Genomic DNA, 15,424 nt, shown 5'->3' with positions numbered 1-15,424 from the left:
TGGCGAAGATTTTAACATTGCCCCCGCCCCAGCGTACGGCCGAGCCCGTGTCACACTTGGGGTGTGACCCCATGGTGTGACACGGGCTCGGCCGTAATTGGCTAGAATGGCCCGATGGAATACCGTACCAGCGTCCTTTCTTCCCTTGCCGATGTCGATCCAGCCGAATGGGATCGGCTGGCGGCGGGCAATCCCTTCCTGTCGCACGCCTTCCTGCATGCCCTGCATGAATCGGGCAGCGCGTGCGCCGATACGGGATGGCAGCCGCAATTCCTGGCCGTCTGGCAGGGCGGCAGCCTGGCCGCTGCCATGCCGCTCTACGTCAAATCCCACTCCTACGGCGAGTATGTTTTTGACTGGGCCTGGGCCGACGCCTACCACCGCAACGGCATCGAGTATTACCCGAAGCTGCTCTCCGCCATCCCGTTTACGCCCGTTACCGGCCCGCGCCTGATGGCGCGCAACGCAGCGGCGCGAAGCGCCTTGCTGGCCTTCCTTTGCGAGCAACAAGGCGCCGCCGGCATGTCCTCTACCCACGTCCTCTACCCGACGGAGGAGGAAGCGGAACACTTGCGCCAGGCGGGCTTCATGCTGCGCACCGGCGTGCAGTTCCACTGGCTGAACCAGGACTACCAGCACTTCGACCAGTTCCTGGATACGCTGGAGCACAAAAAACGCAAGAACATCCGCGCCGAGCGCCGCAAGGTCAGGGAAGCCGGCATCGCCATGCGCCAGCTGCGCGGAGCCGAAACGACCGAGCAAGACTGGCGCTTCTTCCACCGCTGCTACAGCAACACCTACGCCGAGCACCGCTCCTCGCCCTATCTGAACCTGGATTTCTGGCTGCGCCTGGCCCGTACCATGCCGCAAAACCTGCTGCTGGTGCTCGCCGAGCGCGATGGCCAGCCGCTCGCATCCTCGCTGCTCGTCCACACCGGCGACACGCTGTACGGCCGCTATTGGGGCGCGATGGAACACATCCCCTGCCTGCATTTCGAAACCGCCTACTACCAGCCGCTCGAATTCTGCATCGCCAACGGCATCAGGACCTTCGAAGGCGGCGCGCAGGGCGAGCACAAGATGGCGCGCGGCTTCCTGCCGCAGAAAACCTACTCTGCCCACTGGCTGGCCCACCCCGCTTTCAGCGACGCGGTGGAGCGCTTCCTGGAGCGCGAGGCAGGCGGTATCGATGCCTACCTCGATGAACTGAACGAGCACACGCCTTTCCGGCGCTAGCGCGGCGCGCGGTGGCTGCTGCCGTGCTGGCCGGGCACAGGCTGGATGCCGGCTTCGTCATCGTCCAGTTCTTCCGCCGCCAGCGCCGTGTTGGCCGGCCCGTGCAGCACCGCCCCCTCGGCTGAAAAGCGCGAACCGTGGCAAGGGCAATCCCAGGACCTCTCGGCCGGGTTCCAGCTCACTGCACAGCCCAGGTGGGTGCAGGCGGCCGACATGGCATGCAGCCCGCCATCGTCGTCGCGATAGACCGCCAGTTTCCTGGCGCCGCGATTCAGGATGGCGCCCTGCCCCGGCGCAATTTCCACCGCCGACTCCACGTCGCCGCCGCGCAGCCAGCCGCCATACTGCGCCAGCGTATTCACCTGCTCCTGCATGAATTCCTTCATGCCGTGGAAAGGCTTGCGCGCCGGGTCATACAGTTCGGTCCAGGGATTTTCCCGCCCGGCCACAAGGTCGCGCACGATCATCGCCCCAAGCGTGCAGTTGGTCATGCCGGTGCCCGAGTCCCCGCTTATCACGTACACCTGGCTGTCGTCGGCCGGATTGCGGCCCAGGAAGGGCAAGCCGTCTGCTGGCTCCATGACTTCCCCGGACCAGCGCAGGGTTACCGCGCCTGCCATCGGGAAGTGCTGCCGCGTCCATGCCTCGAGCTGCTCATGCCGGTGGCGCGGGTCGCCGTCCTGCCCGACCTTATGATCGCAGCCGCCGACAATCAGCACGTCGTGGCCCGGGCTGGCCCCGCCCGATTCCAGCCGGACGTAGTAATAGGGGTCGCCACTGTCCCATAGCAGCATGCGCGGCAAGGACCCGCGCGGCACCTCGACCCCGATCACGTAGGTACGGTAGCCATTCTGCTTGGTATGCAATACGACGCGGTTGTTGAACGGGGTGTTGGTGGCCACCACCACGGCGTTTGCCACCACGCGCCCGCCGGCCGTGTTCACGTGCAGCTTGTCGCCAACCCGGTCGATGCCGGTGGCGCGGCTGCCGCAGAAAATGCGTCCATCGCGGCGGCGGATGCAGTCGGCAAGCCCGTCCAGGTATTTCAGCGGATGAAATTGCGCCAGTCGGGCGTAACGCACGCAGCTGCCGCTTTCAAACGGCAGGCCAGGCACCTGGGGCAGCAGCTCGGCCTCCAGGCCGGCGCGCGTTGCAGCTTCGCACTCGCGCCGGATTTCATTGGGGTCGCCAGTTGCGGAGTACAGGTAGCCGTCGAGCCGCTCGAATTCGCAGTCCAGTCCTTCGCTGCCCACGATGGACGCCACCTGTTCGATGGCCGCCATCTGGCCAGCGGCAACCAGCCTCGCGTTGACTGAGCCGAAATTTTGCTCTATGCAGTGATACCACTCGTCCGGCGGCATCAGGTGGGCGGTGGTGCGGCCGGTTTCGCCGCTGCCGAGCTGCCGCGCTTCCAGCAGCACCACCCGCCGCCCTTCCAGCGTCAACAGGTAGGCGGTGGTGAGGCCGGCAATGCCGCCTCCAATGATGCAGGCATCGGCCTGCAGTTCGCCGCTCAGTTCCGGCATCGCGGCGACGGGGGCGGTCTTCGCCCAGATCGACAATGATCCTTCCATGTTGCGTCCTCCCTGCAAGGGTGCACGCAACGACTATACAAAAAAAGCGCCCCGCGGGGCGCTTTCTTCGATCAGGCTTATTTGCCTTCCTGCTTGGCGGCTTGTGCAACGCCGTGCATGATTTCCTTCTTGGCTTCTTCAGGACCGTACCAGCCCTCAACCTTGACCCACTTGCCTGGCTCCAGGTCTTTGTAGTGCTCGAAGAAGTGCTGGATCTGCTGCAGGCGCAGGTCCTGCAGGTCTTCAGGCTTCTGCCAGTGCTTGTAGATCGGCAGGATCTTGTCGACCGGAACGGCCAGCACTTTCGCGTCTTCGCCGGATTCGTCGGTCATCTTCAGCACGCCGATAGCGCGGCAACGTACCACCACGCCAGGGATCAGCGGGAACGGGGTGATCACCAGCACGTCGACCGGGTCGCCGTCGTTGGACAGGGTGTTAGGGATGTAGCCGTAGTTGCACGGATAGTGCATGGCGGTGCCCATGAAACGGTCGACAAAGATGGCGCCGGATTCCTTGTCCACTTCGTACTTGATCGGATCCGCGTTCATCGGAATCTCGATAATCACGTTGAAATCGTTCGGCAGGTCTTTGCCGGCCGGTACTTTGTTCAGGCTCATGTTTTCCTCGGATTAATGCATTTTTGGACAGTCTAACCTTGCAATTATAGCGAACTGCGCGCCGCTTGTGCGGCGCAGCAGTCTCACAAAATAGTTGCCAAGGCGCACTGGCGATAGTGGTTCGCCGCTTCTTCGGGCTGGGACAGCGCTTCGTGCAACTGCGCCAGCTTGAGGTGGGACTCGCGTACCATGCGCGATTCGGAGGCATCGGACAGGGCCTGCTCCAGGTAGCGCTGGGCCTTGCCCCACAGTTTCTGCTTCAGGCACAGGGAGCCGAGGGTCAGCGCCAGCTCGGCATCGTTGGGGCGCTCGCGCACCCAGCCTTCGCAGTGTTCGATCTGCACCAGCAGCGCAGCGGAACCAACCGGCGCCGCGGCGTCGCGGTAGGCGCGCAGCACGCGCTCGTCCCAGTTGGCGGCCAGCGATTCTTCGCACACCACGCGCGCTTCGTCATGCAGGCCGCGCGCATTCAGGGCGGTGGCTGCACGGCAGGCGACGTAGGGCTTCAAGCGATCGGCGTTCGGGATGGTGCTCCAGACGCGCTGCAGCGATTCCGCATCGTGCGAGTTATCGGACAGCAGGTCGTCATATGCCAGTTCGCGCAGGCGCGCCGACAGGGCCGGATGCAGGGCCTTGTGCTTGTCCAGCAGGCGCACCAGGCGCAGCACTTCGGGCCAGTTCTTGGCTTGCTGCTCGGCCTTCAGCGACCATTGCAGGGCATGGATATGGCGGGTGCCGCTGGCATTCAGTTCGCGCACGGCTTCCAGCGCCGCTTCCGGCTGGTGGTCGTCGACCAGCAGTTCGGTCACGGTCATCAGGCGCGCGGTTTTCATGCCGTTGTCGCTGGCGATGCGGGCCAGCCACTGGTCGCGGCGGGCTTGCTGGCGCATGCGGTGCGCGGCGCGGGCGCCGATCAGGGCAGCCACGCCGGCGTTTTCCGGCAATTCAGCAGCGCGCAGCGCGGCCTTTTCGGCATGGCCGAAGCGGCCTTCGAACAGGGCTTTCAGTGCGTCGCGCAGGCCCTTGTTGCCGTCGCGTTCACGCTTGTTCTGGCGGTAGGCAGCCACCTTGCGCGGCATGTCGACGGTGGCGTTGAAGGCGCGCACCAGGAAATGCACCAGCAGGAAAGCTGCAACCAGCAGCACCATGAAGAAGTTGAGCGACAGGTCCACGCGGTACGGCGGGTAGAACAGCACCACATTGCCGGGATTGAAGCGCGCCGTCACGGCGATACCGATGGCCGCAGCCATCATTACAACGAGCCAGATAAAGAGACGCATTATGGCTTCGCCTTGTAGTTGCGCACCGCGTTCAGGCTATCGGCCAGCGTCGGCATTTCGATCTGCAGGTTGCTGCCCTGCAGTTGGCGCAGGAGCTGCTGCGCAGTCTTGGTCTGGGCGGTCTTGGTGTCGAAGTAGCGCGCCAGCACTTCTTGCGCGGCCAGCAGGTCGGCGCGGAAGGCGGCTTCGTTACGGGACAGCAGGGCCATGCGCGCGTTCAGCAGGCGCAGTTTCAGGTTCTCGCGCAGGAAATAGGCTTCTTCCGGCGCCAGCATGATGGCGTCCGGTGTTTCGACGCGGCGCACGCGGATCAGGGTCGACACTTCCGACCACATGTCGCTGCTCCAGTCCTGCCACACGGTCTTCAGGCGGTTGCCCCAGCTATCTTCATCTTCTGCCGGTGCGGAAGCAGCTTCCTTGCCGGCTGCGCCCTTCCCTTTGGCCTTGGCCGGCGCTGGGGTGTGCGGCTTGCGCTCCGCAGGCGCCGGCGGCGTTGGCTTGGCGTCCGACAGCATCGGCAGGCCGTCGACCTGGGCGATGACGTTATCCAGGCGCACGGCCAGGCCGACGTTATCGACGTTCGGCAGCGCCTTCAGGCGTTCGATGTCCTTGGCGATGGCGCGGCGGATGGTGATGAATTGCGGCTTGTCGGAACGGGACAGGCTGCGGTCGGCATTTTGCAGCGCGATCAGCGCGCCTGGCACGTTGCCGGCCAATTGCAGCTGCTGGCTGGCAGTGGACAGCACTTGCTCGATTTCAGCCAGCGCCCACTCGTCGCGGTTTTTCGACATGTCCTGGTAAAGCTGTTCCAGCGCGAGCTGCTGCGCCTGCGCTTCCTGCTGGCGGTTTTCCAGCACCCCTACCTTGAGCTGGATTTCCTTGGTCGTCTCCTGGACGTTCTTCGCCAGCTGGCTGGTCTGGCCATTCAGCGAGTCGCCCTGCTGCAGGCGGCGCGCCATCTCTTCACGCAGGCGGAACACCTGGTTCTTCGAGTAGAAGGCTTGCGCTGCCAGCAGGATACCGAGCACCACTACGGCAATGGTCAGCGGCTGGCGCAAGGCATCGCGCTCCTGTGCCGGCGGGGTCGCGGGCGCAGCCTGGGCGGTGTTGGGAGTGTCGACGGCCGGCGCAGTTGGCGTCGTTGGCAAGTTGTCAGTTTGGTTAGGCAAATCGTTCATGGACGTGATTGTAACGCGGCGAGTACCCGTTCGTCGCCTGATCCTGTGAGAGTCACATTCGGGAAGCCCAAATCTCTTGCCGTTTCGGCAATGCGGGGATGGGGGACGATCAGGCGATGATGTTGCAAAGATGCAACGATTGTCAACTTGTTTAATTCCTTTAGCAGCCCGACAAGGCCGCGCAAGGCTTCGGAACTGGTGATGATCCAGTCGGCTGGCGTGGCGGCCAGTTCTGTCAATCGCCCGGCCAGTGCTGGCGTCAGCTGCGGCACGGCGCGCCTGTAGGCCGGCAGCACGGTGACCTCGGCGCCGGCTGCGCGGAAGGAATCGGCCATCAGTTCGCGGCCGGATTCGCCGCGCACGATCAGGACCCTGGCGCCGCGCAGGGCTGGCAGGTCGAGGGCTTGCAGCAGGTGCTCGGTGTCGCTGTGGGCTGGGTCGGCGGGGCTGGAGATCTGGCTGGCGGGGACACCTTGGGCGATCAGCGCCAGGCGGCTGGCCTCGCCCACTACTGCGGCTTGCAGGCCTGGCGGCCATGCGGGGATGTGGGCGAAGGCCGCGTCAATGGCGTTCGGGGACACGAAGGTCACCAGCTGGTAGCTCGCCAGGCTGGCCAGGGCGTCCTGCAATGGCGTTTGGTCTGGCAGCGGGCTGATTTCCAGCAGCGGCAGCACTTCGACCTCGCGGCCGAGGGCGCGGATGCGGCTGGCCAGGGGCTCGGCCTGGGCTATCGGGCGGGTGAGTATGACTGGGCGTGGCATTTAAACCCGGTAAATCTGGGTCAGACGGGACGGCCATCCGGCAAGGGGCTGTCCCTGGTTTGCTGGGCTCGCGGGATCGGCGGACATCCGGGCGGCGCTTTTATACCGATGGGGCGGCGTTGGGGTTCATGGCGTCGGCTTGCTCGGCGGCGCAGACGGCGAGGATGGCTTCGGCGTCCTGTGCGCGCAGTTGTTCCGCAACCTGGGCGCCAAGCGATTCGGCATCGGCGGCGGCGCCATTGATCTCGGCGCGGGCGACGCGGGTGCCGTCCGGCGTAGCGACCATGGCGCGCAGGTGCATCTGGCCGCCATCAACGGTGGCGAAGGCTGCCAACGGTACCTGGCAGGAGCCGCCGAACACTTTCGACACCTTGCGTTCCGCCGTCACGGCCTGCGCGGTCGGCAGGTCGTTCAGCGGCGCCAGGATGGCTTTCAGGTCCAGGCCATCGTTACGCTCGGCGATTTCGATTGCCATCGCGCCCTGCCCTGCGGCCGGCAGCGAATCTTCCGGCGCCAGCAGCGATTTGATGCGCTGCGGCAGGCCGAGGCGTTTCAGGCCGGCGGCGGCCAGGATGATGGCCGCGTAATCGCCGCGATCGAGCTTGCCCAGGCGGGTATCCAGGTTGCCGCGCAAAGGCTTGATCACCAGGTGCGGGTAACGCGCCGAAATCAGGGCCTGGCGGCGCAGGCTGCTGGTGCCGACAATGGCGCCGGCAGGCAGTTCGGCCAGCGAGGAATAGTCGTTCGAAACGAAGGCGTCGCGCGGATCTTCGCGCTCCAGCACCGCCGCCAGCGCGAAGCCTTCCGGCAGTTCCATCGGCACATCCTTCAGCGAATGGACGGCTAGGTCGGCACGGCCTTCTTCCATCGCCACTTCCAGCTCCTTCACGAACAGCCCCTTGCCGCCCACCTTGGACAGGGCGCGATCGAGGATCTGGTCGCCGCGGGTTGTCATGCCCAGGATCTCAATGCTGCACTGCGGATATAATTGAGACAAGCGAGCGCGGACGTGTTCGGCCTGCCACATGGCAAGGCGGCTCTCGCGCGAAGCGATCACCAATTTGGAAGGGAGCTGTTGGGCCATTTCAGGAGTATTCAAGACCAGTTCTTTCGCTGTTGCTAGCGCCAAACCGGCGTTCACCAGTTTATTGCGCATGATTGGGACCACAAATTCTAGCATGCGCGCCCCTATGCAGAGAGCGGGCCACAAGCCTATTGCACGACCATTCTTATCTTTTGACTGATTAACTATGGCAAATCAAGTAAGTGCAACAGACGAAGCAAACCAGAGCGCCGATAAAGACGCGCCATTGAAAGAAGACATCCGCCTGCTGGGCCGCCTGTTGGGCGACGTCCTGCGGGAACAGGAGGGAGAGGAAGTATTCGCCGTCGTAGAAACCATTCGCCAGACCGCTGTCCGCTTCCGCCGTGAAGCCGACGCCGGCGCCGCCAAGGAACTGGACGGCATGCTGAAAATCCTGACACGCGAACAGACCATCACGGTGGTGCGCGCCTTCTCCTACTTCTCCCACCTTGCCAATATTGCGGAAGACCAGCACCACATCCGCCGCCGCCGCGCCCACTTGCTGGCCGGCTCGGCGCCGCAAAAAGGCAGCATCAGCTTTGCTCTCGACAAGCTGAAAGAATCCGGCGTCGAACTGGACACCGTCACCAGCTTCTTCAAGGAAGCCCTGATCAGCCCCGTCCTGACCGCCCACCCGACCGAGGTGCAGCGCAAGTCCATCCTGGACGCGGAACACGATATCGCCCGCCTGCTGGCCCAGCGCGACCTGCCGCTGACGCCGAAGGAGCGCACCGCCAACCTGCACATGCTGCGCGCCCGTATCGCGACGCTGTGGCAGACCCGCATGCTGCGCTACTCCAAGCTGACCGTGGCCGATGAAATCGACAACGCCCTGTCCTACTACCGCATTACCTTCCTGCGCGAACTGCCGGCCCTGTACGACGACATCGAATCCGAGATCGCCGAGCATTACGGCCAGGCCGCGCCGGCCGCCATCGACGGTTCCTACGTCCAGATGGGCAGCTGGATCGGCGGTGACCGCGACGGCAACCCGAACGTCAACGCCGGCACCATGCAGCATGCGCTGGAGCGCCAGGCCACCACCATCCTCGACTTCTACCTCGACGAAACCCACGCGCTGGGCGCCGAGCTGTCGGTGTCGACCCTGATGATCGGCTGCTCGCCCGCACTGCAGGCACTGTCGGATGCCTCCACCGACACGTCCGACCACCGCAGCGACGAGCCTTATCGCCGCGCCCTGATCGGCATGTACGCCCGACTGGCAGCGACCGCCCGCGCACTGGGCGCGACCAATATCCTGCGCAAGGAAGTCGGCCACGCCGCCCCCTACCCGTGTCCGGCCGATTTCTCGGCCGACCTGCAGGTGCTGATCGAGTCGCTGGACGCCAACCACGGTTCCGTGCTGGCCCGCCCGCGCCTGACCACCCTGAAACGCGCCGCCGACATCTTCGGCTTCCACCTGGCGTCGCTGGACATGCGCCAGTCGTCCGACATCCACGAACGCGTGCTGGCGGAGCTGTTCGCCAAGGCCGGCGTGCAGGCCGACTACCCGTCGCTGGATGAGGATGCCAAGGTCAAGCTGCTGCTGGCGGAGTTAGCGCAACCACGCCTGCTGTATTCGCCTTACATCGAGTATTCGGACGAGACCAGCTCCGAGCTGACCATCCTGCGCACCGCGCGCGACATCCGCCAGCGCTACGGCAAGCGCGCCATCCGCAACTACATCATCTCGCACACCGAGACCGTGTCCGACCTGCTGGAAGTGTTCGTGCTGCAGCAGGAGACCGGCCTGCTGCGCCAGGGTGCCGACGGCGAACGCACCTCGGACCTGATGGTGATCCCGCTGTTCGAGACCATCCCCGACCTGCAGCGCGCCGCCGGCATCATGGAAGCGCTGATGGCCGTGCCGATGGTGCAAAAGCTGATCGCCAAGCAGGGACAGATCCAGGAAGTCATGCTGGGCTACTCCGACTCCAACAAGGACGGCGGCTTCATGACGTCCAACTGGGAGCTGTACAAGGCGGAACTGGCGCTGGTGGAAATCTTCGCCAAGGCCGGCGTCAAGCTGCGCCTGTTCCATGGCCGCGGCGGCACTGTCGGCCGCGGCGGCGGTCCAAGCTACGAGGCCATCCTGGCGCAGCCCAAAGGCACCGTCAACGGCCAGTTGCGCCTGACCGAACAGGGCGAGATCATCGCCTCCAAGTTCTCCAACGCCGAAATCGGCCGCCGCAACCTGGAGCTGCTGGTGTGCTCGACCCTGGAAGCGAGCCTGATGCCGCCGCCGGCCGACGCCTGCCACGGCCCGCGCCTGGCCGGATTCGAAAACGCGATGGCGGAAATCTCCGAGCTGGCCTACAAGGCTTACCGCAACCTGGTGTACGAAACCCCGGGCTTCACCGACTACTTCTTCTCGGCCACCCCGATTGCGGAAATCGCGGAACTGAACCTCGGTTCGCGCCCGGCTTCCCGCAAATCGACGCGCCGCATCGAAGACTTGCGCGCCATCCCGTGGGGCTTCAGCTGGGGCCAGTGCCGCCTGCTGCTGCCGGGCTGGTACGGTTTCGGCTCCGCCATCGGCGCCTGGATCGCCGCCGGCAACGAGGAACAACGCAAGGCGCAACTGCGCGACATGTTCCAGCACTGGCCGTTCTTCGCCACCCTGCTGTCGAACATGGACATGGTGCTGGCCAAGACCGACCTGGCAATCGCCTCGCGCTACGCCGAGCTGGTGGCGGACAAGGAGCTGCGTGAACGCATCTTCAAGCGCATCACCGAGGAATACCACCAGACCCTCGACTGCCTGGAGTCGATCACCGGCACCCGCGACCGCCTGGCAGGCAACCCGCTGCTGGCGCGTTCCATCACCAACCGCTTCCCTTACCTCGATCCGCTGAACCACCTGCAGGTGGAGCTGATCAAGCGCCGCCGCGCGCTGGGTAATGAAGAGGACAGGGCCGATCCGCGCGTCAACCGCGGCATCCACCTGTCCATCAACGGCGTCGCCGCCGGCCTGCGCAACACAGGCTAAGTTGATCGCAGCGGGGCAGCCGGCACGGCGGCTGCCCCTTTCCCTCAGCGTTTTTCGATCCTCACCAGCAGCCCTTCCAGGCGCCGGCTTTCACCGCGCGTGCCGAGGAACTGGCCATCGCTGTGCAACGCCGAGTCGCCATGCCCTTCGATATGTGCCATATAACGCACGGTGTACTGGCCGGCGGCTGGACCTGCCAGCCGGATGGCGATTCCTTCCAGCCGGCGCCCCTGGCCGCGCGTTCCCAGGTAACTGCCTTCGGACTGGAACTGCGTGTCGCCATACCCTTCCACATGGCCCATGTATTCGATGCTGAGGCCGGGCACCGGACTGCTGATTTCCAGCTGCATCCCTTCAAGCCGGCGCGACTCCCCGCGCGTGCCGAGGAACTGGTTTTCCACGCCAAGCATGTCGCCATAACCCTCCACGTGCGCGCGCACCCGCATAGCCGGGCCGCGCTTGCCGTACAGGGCCTCGATGCCGGCGACATCATCCGGCTGCAGGGTGCGCAGGCTGACGCCAGGGTAGCTGGGCGCCATGACGCTGGACGGATCGGCGCTGTGGTCCAGGCCAAGCAGGTGCCCGATCTCGTGCAACGCCACGGTTTCCAGGTCGATCATGCCGGACAAGGCCCCCAGCGCCCAGGCTTCGGCCTCGTCGAAATGACACTTGCCGGCATGCGCCCCGCCGCAAGGCGGCGGGTAAAAGGCATGGGCCAATATCCGTCCCACGCCGTCAAAGGCCGAGCCATCGCCATGGTCGCCGGCCTGCCATTCGATGCGCAGGTCTGGGTTGGCTTCGATCGGCACCTCCACAAAATCCACCCACGCCACCTGCTGCCAGGTGCGGAAAGCACTGCGAACCGCTTCCCTTTCCCCGTCCCCCGCGATGTCCGGCGTCGCGTTGGCAAACCCGAAGGTGAGCGAGCGGCGCCGCGACCAGTAACTGCATCCTTTTAACAGGAAGCGCGACTGCAACCCTGGCGGACGCAAATCGGGATTGCCGCAGCGCGGGCGCTCCATCTGGTGCACCGTCGGGTCGTCCAGCAGGCCGGAGTCGTGCAGGCGGTGGTAGGCCTGGAAGCGCTTGACGGCCTGCCGCGTCGCTTCGTCGAACGTGCCGTCCGTCGAGGCCGATTCGCTCAGGTAGCCAAAACGGCGCAGGAACATCTGAACGCGCGGCACGTCTTCATGCCGCTCGCCGATGTCGAGGTCGCGTACTGTCAGCTTGAACTTGGCTGTTTCTTTCATGTCTTCCTCCGGTAGGTATGGGCTGCTTTAAAGGGCGCCGGCCTTGGGCAGGAACTGCTTCGAATCGGGCCTTTGGTCCGGATCGCATTGGCCAGCGCGCGCCCCCCGCTTGCGGGCCGGTTCACAGGCTGGGTCGTACAAGGTGCCTGGCTGCAGTACTTCAACCCACACCGATGCGGTCCGGGCCGGCAGGTTTCCATTGAATAGCTGCCGGACCTGCAGGTAATTCAAGTGCAGGTCAACATCGCTGTCTTCCTCGATTCCGGGTTTGGCCAGCACCCGCAGCGTGCGGTCGGTAACGGGATTGGTGATGCTGAGGCGCTGCCAGGCCAGGGGCGACTTCATGCCCACATAGACGTGGAAGCGCGCCGGCTGTTCCGGCCCGATGTTCGGCACGCCGACCCTGAATTGCTCTCCCATGGGCTCGAACGGTTCTTCGCGCTTGGCCGCCCGGCGGCGCAATTCGGCGAGCGACGGCACGGCCATGATCTTGACCTGCTTGCTCTCCCACTTGCCATAGCGGTCCAGCGCATTTTCCCTGGCATCCAGGCTGACCAGCGTTGTCAGCGCATCCGGCAGTTCGGCATCGGTGATCGGATAGATCTTCTGGCTCTTCAGCGCAGCAATCACGGCCGCCTTGTGCTCTCCCTGCAGCATTTCCCGCACCGTACGCTCGGGATGTTCGCCCCAATAGGCGAATGCCGACAGGCCGATCAGGCACAGCGCCACGATCAGGAAACTAAACCAGGCGAGCTTGAGCCGGGTTTCCTGGCGCGTCAGCGCTGCCATCGCCTGATCGCCATCAGCGCGTCGCATGACGTTGGACAGGGCGCCCAGCAGGACATCGCGCTGGGCCCCGCTGCTGCTGCGCACTTCCTCCGCCATGCGCTGCAACTGGCCTTCGTAGATGCGCGATACCAGGGCAGCCAGGAAGGCAACGAACGTCAGCGGGGAGCTGACGTTGCCGATCGCTTGCCACATGTCCATGATGCTAACCCGCGGCCAGCCCGGGCTTGCCGGTACCGACGGACACAAGATTGAGCAGGTCGGTGGACAGCTTCATCAGGGCCGAGGTCGTCTCGAGCTGCAGGTTCTTGCCGCGTGCGGCATCAGCCACGCGCTTGGTCCCATCGATCACTGCCGGCGACGGCGGCGCCAGGCTCAGCCCCTGGGTCTCGGCCTCGACGATGCGCCCCATCACTTCGCGCCGTGCCGCATCGGCTTTGGTAAAACGGCTGTGCAGCTCCGGCCGGCCGTCGGACTCCATGCGCTTCTTGATTGCGATGCACAAATCAATCAGCAATTGCAGCCAGATGTGGTATTCAATCAGGGTTTCGGGCATGGCAACCTCCATTCAAGTTCATTTGGACAGGACCGGTGCCGCGCCCTCGTTGGCGGCAACCGGTGCGGGAACGCCTTCGGCGGCGGCAGGAGCTGGCCCCTGCGTGCGCGCCAGTTCCACGGCGAACTGGCGCAACACGCTGACCCGGTCGGGTTTGCGGGCCGTGCTACCCAACTCCTGCAAGGACAGCTCCGTCGCCTGCAAGGATGCGGTGGGCGGCGCATCGGCGCGCTCATGGAAATGGCCTTGCTGGCCGGCCAGGGCGGCCTCTTGCTGGACACGCTGGTCGGCTGCCTGGCGCAGGTGGTCGAACAACTGCCCCGCCCCGGGATTGCCGGCCGATTGTGCTGCCAGCCGCTCCAGCATGGCCTGGTGCATGTCGCTCGTTAATTTCGCCCAATCCGAGCGCAGGTTGGTCACCCGGCCGCGCCGTGCGGCCTGCTCGTGTTCGTTGAACGCCGCCAGCTCCTCACGCACCGAAGCGAGCAGGTTTCTTCCGTTGTCGATATTGGCCTGGATTGCAGGGGGCGCCGCGCAGGCGCTGAGCAAGCTTGCTCCCAAGATGGCGAGATAATTCATTGTTCTACTCCAATCCATAGCAGGGAAATGGCCTTGACCAGATTCAGCACAAGGTCCGGTTTCTGTCCGTTGGCAGCGAAACGCGCTGCTTCGTCCACGGTGGGTGTAATCAGGCTGCTCCATTCGCCGAAGTTCCCCTCCGCCCGCACCAAGGGGCCTTCGTTCCTGACGGTTTCAGCGGCCGCGAGCAGATCACTTGTAGCGAGGTGGCGCGCGCCGATCGCCGTCTGGTAGTCGATGGCAGATTTCGCGAGCGCGTGGCGATGGGCGGGAAACTTGTCCCACAATTGAGCAAAGCTCAGCTTGCGCTGCGGGCCGTTCAAGCCCGGCAGCGCCCCGCGCGCCGCAAGCAGGGATGCAAATTCCCCATAGGCGGCCAGGCGCGCCTGGTCCAGGTACTCCAGCCGTTGCGCTTGCAGCGCCAGCATCTTGTGTGCCGTGTCGGAGCGGCTGCTGGCAATCGCCTTCGCGATCTGCAAAGAAGGCATGACGTTGGTGCCACGCACTGCGCGTAATTGATGCAGGTCGTTGGCAAGCGCCGGGAACATCCTGGCGGCGCTTTCGAGCTTGCCGTCATCGGCGGCAGGCGCTTTGTCGCCGCTGACGCTGGCGAGGATATCGTCGATCGTGCTAAGGCTGGTCCTGGCCAACGCCTCCTTGCCGGCAGCGGTCTCGAGCTTCTGCAACACGGCGATGGCGTCGTGCAGCGACGCGGCCGACTTCTGCAACTCATCGCCCGGCAGCGGCCGGGCGGCAAATTGTGCTGCGCGCTCGGCGGCAAGCCGGTATTCTTCCTGGGCCAGCTTGAACGCCTGTTCCGCCTGGCGGGCCTGCCCCGCCTCGAACACCAACTGCTTGCGCAAGGCTTGCAGCGCATCCTGTTGCTTCTTCAATTCGCCGCCTGTGCCTGCCAGAGCCTGGTCCAGCCTGGCGGATGCCTCCTGTTCCTGCTGGCAGGAAGCACGCAAGCCTTCAGCCTCCAGCAACAGGCCGAATTCGCGCGCCTTCTCCAGCCTGGCACGCAGCTCGCCCGCCAGCGCGCTGGTACAGTCCGCAGCGAAATGGCGCTCCAGCAGGCTGCGCTGGAAGAACTCCTGGCTCACCCGCTCGATGCCGATCGCGTCCATGATGTTGCGCACTTTCCTGTCAAGCACGGCATAGTCCGCGCTTGCGGGGCCGGCCAGCTCAAGCAGGCGGTGGTCGATATTGGCCGCCAGGCCTTTATCCAAGGGCAGATCAAGCACGGGCTGGAAGCTGCTGTCGCGCTCGAACATCAGCTTGGCTTTGCGGTACTCGCGCGCCTGCACTTCATCCGCGGCACGCACCTTGCGCACGGAGTCGAAGTAGTTTTCCGCCTTGACTTCACCCCACGCTTTCACCACTGCCTGGCCTTGTTTATCGCGCGCTTCGTCATACAGCTGGAATCCCGCACAGCCGTTCAGCAACGCCAGCATGGCGCCTGCCGTAGCGGCCTTTGTGCCTTGCATCAGAATATTCATTTGGGTCTCCTTCCTCGTCGACACTGTTGTTATCG

Annotated in this window: 13 protein-coding genes; 2 read left to right on the top strand and 11 right to left on the bottom strand. The window is 64.7% G+C overall.

The features are described 5' to 3' along the window. Positions 1 to 114: 114 nt before the first annotated feature. Positions 115 to 1,236: a GNAT family N-acetyltransferase gene (locus tag ACN9MY_RS12780; protein WP_426171122.1), complete on the top strand. Its 1,122-nt coding sequence runs from the start codon at positions 115 to 117 to the stop codon at positions 1,234 to 1,236. Here the strand turns inward: ACN9MY_RS12780 and ACN9MY_RS12775 are convergent. The 6 genes from ACN9MY_RS12775 to hemC form a co-directional block, all read right to left on the bottom strand. Continuing rightward, a complete protein-coding gene (locus ACN9MY_RS12775) occupies positions 1,233 to 2,810 on the bottom strand; it encodes an FAD-dependent oxidoreductase (RefSeq protein WP_426337422.1) in 1,578 nt (525 codons plus the stop codon). The genes ACN9MY_RS12780 and ACN9MY_RS12775 overlap by 4 nt on opposite strands. Before the next feature lie 77 nt (positions 2,811 to 2,887). Further along, positions 2,888 to 3,427 carry an inorganic diphosphatase gene (gene ppa, locus ACN9MY_RS12770; RefSeq protein ID WP_426171119.1) on the bottom strand — a complete coding sequence of 180 codons (540 nt, stop codon included), beginning with the start codon at positions 3,425 to 3,427 and terminating at the stop codon, positions 2,888 to 2,890. An 83-nt stretch (positions 3,428 to 3,510) separates the two neighbouring features. After that, positions 3,511 to 4,707 (bottom strand): heme biosynthesis protein HemY, encoded by a 1,197-nt coding sequence (locus ACN9MY_RS12765; protein ID WP_426322772.1) that lies wholly within the window; start codon positions 4,705 to 4,707, stop codon positions 3,511 to 3,513. Then, positions 4,707 to 5,885, bottom strand: coding sequence for a uroporphyrinogen-III C-methyltransferase (locus ACN9MY_RS12760; protein ID WP_426171117.1), 1,179 nt, complete (start codon positions 5,883 to 5,885; stop codon positions 4,707 to 4,709). The genes ACN9MY_RS12765 and ACN9MY_RS12760 overlap by 1 nt, the downstream gene beginning before the upstream one ends. After that, complete coding sequence (locus tag ACN9MY_RS12755; protein ID WP_426171116.1) at positions 5,882 to 6,646, bottom strand: uroporphyrinogen-III synthase; 765 nt, start codon at positions 6,644 to 6,646, stop codon at positions 5,882 to 5,884. Before ACN9MY_RS12755 ends, ACN9MY_RS12760 begins: the two co-directional genes overlap by 4 nt. Before the next feature lie 100 nt (positions 6,647 to 6,746). Next, positions 6,747 to 7,730, bottom strand: a complete 984-nt coding sequence (hemC, locus tag ACN9MY_RS12750; RefSeq protein WP_426172183.1) for a hydroxymethylbilane synthase — start codon at positions 7,728 to 7,730, stop codon at positions 6,747 to 6,749. Between the two features lie 166 nt (positions 7,731 to 7,896). On the opposite strand from hemC, the gene ppc reads away from it, so the two are divergent. After that, positions 7,897 to 10,719 (top strand): phosphoenolpyruvate carboxylase, encoded by a 2,823-nt coding sequence (gene ppc / locus ACN9MY_RS12745; RefSeq protein ID WP_426322769.1) that lies wholly within the window; start codon positions 7,897 to 7,899, stop codon positions 10,717 to 10,719. Between the two features lie 44 nt (positions 10,720 to 10,763). On the opposite strand, the gene ACN9MY_RS12740 is transcribed toward ppc, so the two are convergent. From ACN9MY_RS12740 to ACN9MY_RS12720, 5 genes are read right to left on the bottom strand one after another with little or no spacing between them, the layout of a single operon-like run. Beyond that, positions 10,764 to 11,969 (bottom strand): matrixin family metalloprotease, encoded by a 1,206-nt coding sequence (locus ACN9MY_RS12740; RefSeq protein WP_426337421.1) that lies wholly within the window; start codon positions 11,967 to 11,969, stop codon positions 10,764 to 10,766. A gap of 27 nt (positions 11,970 to 11,996) precedes the next feature. After that, entirely contained in the window at positions 11,997 to 12,956 is a 960-nt protein-coding gene (locus ACN9MY_RS12735) for a hypothetical protein (protein ID WP_426322765.1), read from the bottom strand. 4 nt (positions 12,957 to 12,960) lie between these two features. Beyond that, positions 12,961 to 13,311 carry a hypothetical protein gene (locus tag ACN9MY_RS12730; RefSeq protein ID WP_426337420.1) on the bottom strand — a complete coding sequence of 117 codons (351 nt, stop codon included), beginning with the start codon at positions 13,309 to 13,311 and terminating at the stop codon, positions 12,961 to 12,963. 18 nt (positions 13,312 to 13,329) lie between these two features. Next, entirely contained in the window at positions 13,330 to 13,890 is a 561-nt protein-coding gene (locus ACN9MY_RS12725; protein ID WP_426322761.1) for a hypothetical protein, read from the bottom strand. Then, positions 13,887 to 15,389: a hypothetical protein gene (locus tag ACN9MY_RS12720; protein WP_426322759.1), complete on the bottom strand. Its 1,503-nt coding sequence runs from the start codon at positions 15,387 to 15,389 to the stop codon at positions 13,887 to 13,889. The genes ACN9MY_RS12725 and ACN9MY_RS12720 overlap by 4 nt, the downstream gene beginning before the upstream one ends. Positions 15,390 to 15,424: the final 35 nt, after the last annotated feature.

Source organism: Pseudoduganella sp. R-31 (assembly GCF_049913235.1).
Taxonomy (GTDB): domain Bacteria; phylum Pseudomonadota; class Gammaproteobacteria; order Burkholderiales; family Burkholderiaceae_D; genus Rugamonas.
Note: the sequence above shows the minus strand (reverse complement) of the source record. Positions and strands in the feature narration are given on the sequence as shown.

What these genes read in the sequence shown, in the direction of transcription:
- ACN9MY_RS12780 (WP_426171122.1), top strand. Translation starts at nt 115, where the DNA reads ATGGAATACCGTACCAGCGTCCTTTCTTCCCTTGCCGATGTCGATCCA.
- ACN9MY_RS12775 (WP_426337422.1), bottom strand. Translation starts at nt 2,810, where the DNA reads ATGGAAGGATCATTGTCGATCTGGGCGAAGACCGCCCCCGTCGCCGCG.
- ppa (WP_426171119.1), bottom strand. Translation starts at nt 3,427, where the DNA reads ATGAGCCTGAACAAAGTACCGGCCGGCAAAGACCTGCCGAACGATTTC.
- ACN9MY_RS12765 (WP_426322772.1), bottom strand. Translation starts at nt 4,707, where the DNA reads ATGCGTCTCTTTATCTGGCTCGTTGTAATGATGGCTGCGGCCATCGGT.
- ACN9MY_RS12760 (WP_426171117.1), bottom strand. Translation starts at nt 5,885, where the DNA reads ATGAACGATTTGCCTAACCAAACTGACAACTTGCCAACGACGCCAACT.
- ACN9MY_RS12755 (WP_426171116.1), bottom strand. Translation starts at nt 6,646, where the DNA reads ATGCCACGCCCAGTCATACTCACCCGCCCGATAGCCCAGGCCGAGCCC.
- hemC (WP_426172183.1), bottom strand. Translation starts at nt 7,730, where the DNA reads ATGGCCCAACAGCTCCCTTCCAAATTGGTGATCGCTTCGCGCGAGAGC.
- ppc (WP_426322769.1), top strand. Translation starts at nt 7,897, where the DNA reads ATGGCAAATCAAGTAAGTGCAACAGACGAAGCAAACCAGAGCGCCGAT.
- ACN9MY_RS12740 (WP_426337421.1), bottom strand. Translation starts at nt 11,969, where the DNA reads ATGAAAGAAACAGCCAAGTTCAAGCTGACAGTACGCGACCTCGACATC.
- ACN9MY_RS12735 (WP_426322765.1), bottom strand. Translation starts at nt 12,956, where the DNA reads ATGGACATGTGGCAAGCGATCGGCAACGTCAGCTCCCCGCTGACGTTC.
- ACN9MY_RS12730 (WP_426337420.1), bottom strand. Translation starts at nt 13,311, where the DNA reads ATGCCCGAAACCCTGATTGAATACCACATCTGGCTGCAATTGCTGATT.
- ACN9MY_RS12725 (WP_426322761.1), bottom strand. Translation starts at nt 13,890, where the DNA reads ATGAATTATCTCGCCATCTTGGGAGCAAGCTTGCTCAGCGCCTGCGCG.
- ACN9MY_RS12720 (WP_426322759.1), bottom strand. Translation starts at nt 15,389, where the DNA reads ATGAATATTCTGATGCAAGGCACAAAGGCCGCTACGGCAGGCGCCATG.